This is a genomic window from Microcystis sp. M53598_WE2, from assembly GCF_030067735.1.
GTDB classification, from domain to species: domain Bacteria; phylum Cyanobacteriota; class Cyanobacteriia; order Cyanobacteriales; family Microcystaceae; genus Microcystis; species Microcystis aeruginosa.
Genome location: NZ_JASJFE010000956.1, coordinates 1 through 4,734, shown reverse-complemented (window position 1 = coordinate 4,734; position 4,734 = coordinate 1). Strand labels below are relative to the sequence as shown.

The 4,734-nt window shown below is 45.2% G+C and carries 5 protein-coding genes; 4 read left to right on the top strand and 1 reads right to left on the bottom strand.

Features of this window, described 5'->3' with window-relative positions; translation table 11 throughout:
* The first annotated feature begins 56 nt into the window (after window positions 1-56).
* The 4 genes from PX636_RS19610 to PX636_RS19595 all read left to right on the top strand — a co-directional run bounded on the left by PX636_RS19610 (window position 57) and on the right by PX636_RS19595 (window position 3,741).
* On the top strand, window positions 57-551 hold the full coding sequence (locus PX636_RS19610; RefSeq protein WP_288118403.1) for a protease inhibitor I42 family protein: 495 nt from the start codon (window positions 57-59) through the stop codon (window positions 549-551).
* A 54-nt stretch (window positions 552-605) separates the two neighbouring features.
* Entirely contained in the window at window positions 606-1,520 is a 915-nt protein-coding gene (locus PX636_RS19605) for a C1 family peptidase (protein WP_288118402.1), read from the top strand.
* Window positions 1,521-1,700: 180 nt separating this feature from the next.
* The gene (locus PX636_RS19600; protein ID WP_104395604.1) at window positions 1,701-2,456 is read left to right on the top strand and encodes an N-acetylmuramoyl-L-alanine amidase; all 756 of its coding nucleotides are present in this window, start codon (window positions 1,701-1,703) and stop codon (window positions 2,454-2,456) included.
* 370 nt (window positions 2,457-2,826) lie between these two features.
* Window positions 2,827-3,741 (top strand): glycoside hydrolase family 75 protein, encoded by a 915-nt coding sequence (locus PX636_RS19595; RefSeq protein ID WP_288118399.1) that lies wholly within the window; start codon window positions 2,827-2,829, stop codon window positions 3,739-3,741.
* A 396-nt stretch (window positions 3,742-4,137) separates the two neighbouring features.
* On the opposite strand, the gene PX636_RS19590 is transcribed toward PX636_RS19595, so the two are convergent.
* The coding region (locus PX636_RS19590; RefSeq protein ID WP_288118397.1) for an AAA family ATPase at window positions 4,138-4,734 on the bottom strand (597 nt) is incomplete at its 5' end.

Here is a 4,734-nt window from a genome sequence, read left to right as displayed (position 1 = left end):
GGTGTCAGTCTGTAGAGCGACTATAAGACCAGAACAGAGTAAATCTGTTAAGGCAGGTGCGGAACCCCGCAAGGGAAAGAAGCAGAAACCTAAATCGTGAGGTTTGGGAATCACCGTCCGTTTACGGCGGTGAGGATGTCAAAACTCTAATCCTCGTGCTTTCCCCAGTCTTTTCCCAGGGCTGTGGGGCGACAGAGTGGAAACCGAAAGGAGGGAACGGTCAAGATGCAATGCTAACCCTTACTCGCACTGACAACGGCAAATCCATCACCATGCAGGTCAATGACCTACTGCTACTGTCCCTCGACGAGAATCCCACTACCGGCTTTCAGTGGGCGCTTGATGGCGGCGGGGGCGATTTAGTGGAGCTGCAGTCCTCTGAGTATGTACCTGCCGGGGAGTCGAAAGTCGGCGGGGGCGGTCAGAGAGTCCTGACCTTTAAAGCGCAACGGGCTGGGATAGGCCAACTAAAGCTTAAGCTCTGGCGAGAGTGGCAGGGAGAGCCGTCAATTGTCGAACGATTTACTGTCACGCTCCAAGTCCGAGAGTAAAGGCTTCTCAGATAGCCAAGGGCTAGTGAGTAACGACTTAGGAGGAAAGGAAAAATGAGTGAAACATTTGTAATTCCCGCAATGGGATGGTTGCCTGACTATCCCGATATTCGTGATGTCACTTTTCAATCTGAACGCGTACCATCCAAACTGCAAGCTTTGGGACAGCCATCTGTCAAGCAAATGCTGGCCAAAGTGGGAGCAACGACATCTGCCCCAGCAGCGCTGCCAGCCAGCGTGGACTTGAGGCCGTGGTGTTCCCCCATCGAGGATCAAAAAACTATCGGTTCTTGTACGGCCCACGCCGGTGTCGGACTGGTGGAGTATTTTGAGCGGCGAGCTTTTGGCAAACACCTCGATGCTTCCAGACTCTTCCTCTACAAAGTGACGCGCAACTTGCTCAAATGGACGGGAGATACGGGAGCCTTCTTGCGCTCAACAATGTACGCCCTCACCTTGTTTGGCGTACCACCAGAAGAGTACTATCCCTACAATATCGCTGATTTGGACAAGGAGCCGTCGGCATTCTGCTACGCTTTTGCCCAAAGCTATCAGGCGATTTCCTACTACCGCCTCGACCCCCCAGGAACGACACGGAGCAACCTATTAACTCAGATTAAAACCTACTTGGCAAATGGGCTGCCCTCAATGTTTGGCTTTACTGTTTACAGTTCTATCAGTCAGGCCAACACCAATGGCGGTAAGATACCTTATCCGACTCCGGGCGAGAGAGTTCTCGGCGGTCACGCCATTGACGCAGTTGGTTACGACGACAACCTCAAGATTAAGAATACTAACCCCGGCGGCATTGAAACCACCGGTGCCTTGCTGATTCGCAACTCCTGGGGGACTGCCTGGGGAAGCGCTGGCTACGGCTGGCTGCCCTACAAGTACGTCCTCGATGGTCTGGCAACTGATTGGTGGTCGCTAATCAAGAGTGAATGGGTCGATACGGGACAGTTCGGATAGGAGACCGATTCGATAAGGGTGAGGGGCGAGATAAAGGCTTCTGGTGAGTTTTTTCAGAATAGGGGGGACGCTGGGAAAACTCACCGTTTGTTGAATTTTTTAGGGTATGCAGACTAGATCATAAATCGATGCTATCCAGAAGCACAAAAACTTTTACGAGAGATTGGAGGAGACAAGTTTATGTTATTACAAGTAGGCAGTCAAGGGTTACAAGTTGGACAATTACAAGCCAAACTTAATGAAATTGGCTTTAACTGTGGTCGGGTTGACAAGATTTTTGGACCCAAAACCAAACAGGCTGTTGAAAATTTCCAACGGGATCATTTAGGGGAATCGGAAGTAACAGGGATAGTAGATGAACGGACTTGGAATCAGATTATGGACCATCCTTCTGTTCGTCCAGCTTCTGTTTTAATTGATCCTGGTCATTCCCCCATCCATTCAGGTACTGATGCAAAAGATGGGACTCCTGAATATGAGATGAATCTTTTGCAAGCCAAGATCGTGAAAGCGGAACTAGATAAAGCAAGCATTTCAGCCGAGATTTTCGATCCAGCAAGCGATCCGCGCGATCTGATCGGACAAAAAGCCGCAGATCATTCCATGTTTCTCAGTTTGCATCACAATGCTACGGACAGAAAACCTCACTACACTTGTGTAATGGTTCACCCAACCAAAGCTAAACCAAAATCGATCGCTTTTGCCAAAAAACTTTCGACTTCGGTTGCTAATGCAATTGGACAAAGGGATTTTGGTGTAATGGAAAATGGTGTAACCGTTCTCTCTGAGTCTGAAGACACGAATTGTCCGATTTGTGTTCTGTGTGAGAGTTACTTTTTAGATGCCATTGATACACGAGCAGAAGCCGAAAAACTATCTACCGAAGCGGCTTATGCGATTGCGTCAACGGTTATTGCTGAACTGCAACCTGCATAATCAAAGCGGCTCTCTTGTTTATTATGGTAGAACATTTTGTCCGCAGTAATCAAGAGAGCCATCAAACTTATAAGGTGGCGTAAGTGTTCTGAAATTAAGTAGTAAGATAGAGGGGATGAATTATGAATAATAATGAAGAGAAAAAAGGATGAGTTGGCGGTAGCGTAACCCTTGCGGGCGTTGGGTTTCATGCTTCAATTTAACCTACGTTCATCTTATATTTAATTCCACCCACCTACTTAATTGATTTTAACGATTGGTGTAAACAAAAGTCCGAAGATAAAGAAGGTAGATATTTTAAATGCGAGTAAATCTAGTCGGTTTTTAATGTCAAACTAAAATTATCTTTTATCCTTGGGAGGAAATCAATATGTCTCAGTTATGGTCAGATAAAATTGTTTCTGCTATACAAGCAGGAAGGAGCATTTCCCATTCCTATAAACCAACTCAATCACGCATCAAGATACTCAGTAACGGCGCTGTTTACATCAAAGCTGATATGGATACGGATGCTGATGGTTCACCTCGCGCACGGACTATTGATCCCAAATATGGTCAACTGCCAACATCTCTCCGCAAGAGCAAAGGTTGGCGAGGAGATGCTGAGTATGTCAATGCAGAAACCATTCCCTATTATGTTTTACCCGGAAATTTTGCTTCAGTCTCCGGTGTAACTTGTAAACTAGGAGACTTAGCTCTTGTCCGTTGGCAAGGACAGGAAATCTTGGCAATTTATGCTGATCAAGGACCTAGCGATAAAATTGGTGAAGGCTCGATCAAACTGGTTGAAGCATTGGGAGAAAACCCTTGGAATGCTGGTAAAACTGAGATTATTAGTGGAATCGAATTTGGAGTTGAGTATCTGGTTTTTCCAAAATCAACTGCTACACGACCTATCCCATCCTCTTTTGATGAAATTCAATCTGTGGGTCTAGAAGTCTTTCGAGAATATTTTGGTGACGTAACCTACTCCATGACGCAGGAAGAAATGCAAGAAAAGGCCGATGAAAATGATGTTGAGGTTTGGGAGATTATCAATGCGCCAAACTTTAAAACCTTGACTGATTTGAATTTACGTCCTTCTGTTGGTACAGGCTCACCGCCTATCACCACTATCCCTATAGATACAGTGATCAAAAGTCTGGTTGACTCTAGTTCTCAAAGACCGAAAGTTTTTCATGTTGGTTTTGGCAATAGTGGTTTATGGCTGATGGTTGAATATAACAACCAAAAAGGGTTTGTTAGAGCTTCTAAAAATTACATACTTCCGTGGTATCAAAATTGATTGATGATCGCATTCAGAGAGGTAATTTTACAGAAACTTAATCTAGCCTATACAAGATCGGGCGATCGCTTTTCTAGCAAGGAGGAAAGGAACGATCATTGAAATTGAATTAGCAACGATAGACATACATTTCCGTTATTATCGAACTGTTTGATTAGTACAGGGCATAAAAGCAAGCTGTGAGCGGGTGATAATTTTTAGAGATGTCCACTTTTGGTTCCACACTGTGAACAAAACATTGTTTTCTCCTGAGAGCAGATTTTCCGTGGACTCACTAAATATTTTTACTCAAGCCTTTAGTTAGCTAAGGCAATACTAGCAATTAATAGATCGGCTCTACCAATTTGGCAGAATTTAGAAATACCATGTAACTTACCGTTCATCAATAACTGAAATTTAAGCATAGATGCGATCCTCGATCGCCACCGATTGCAGAAGTCTTTCCACGATAGCTTTAGCTTGACGACCGTGACTAGGAATCAGACGATGGCAGAAGACATAGGGAGTAATCAACTTAACATCATCGGGGATAGCATAATCGCGACCTTCCAAGAAAGCGTAAGCTTGAACTGCTTTTTGCAGAACCACACAACCCCGGGGACTGACTCCTAAACTAATATCTTCGTGATCACGGGTAGCGCGGACTAAATCGACGATATATTGCTGTAAAGCAGGAGCTACCTTGACCAGACTCACTAATCTTTGCAATTCTCCCACCTGTTCTAGGGAAATACAAGCTTCTAGGGATTTAACCGTCTCTTGAGAATGCTGTCTTTGTAACATTTTTAATTCTTCTGTGGCGCTGGGATAACCCAAACTCAGGCAAACGGCAAAACGGTCCATTTGTGCTTCTGGAAGCGGAAAAGTGCCTTGATATTCGATCGGATTTTGGGTGGCGATCACAAAGAAGGGTTGGGGAACCGGCCGCGCTTCTCCATCGATGGTAACTTGTTTTTCTTCCATGACTTCTAGAAGTGCCGATTGGGTGCGCGG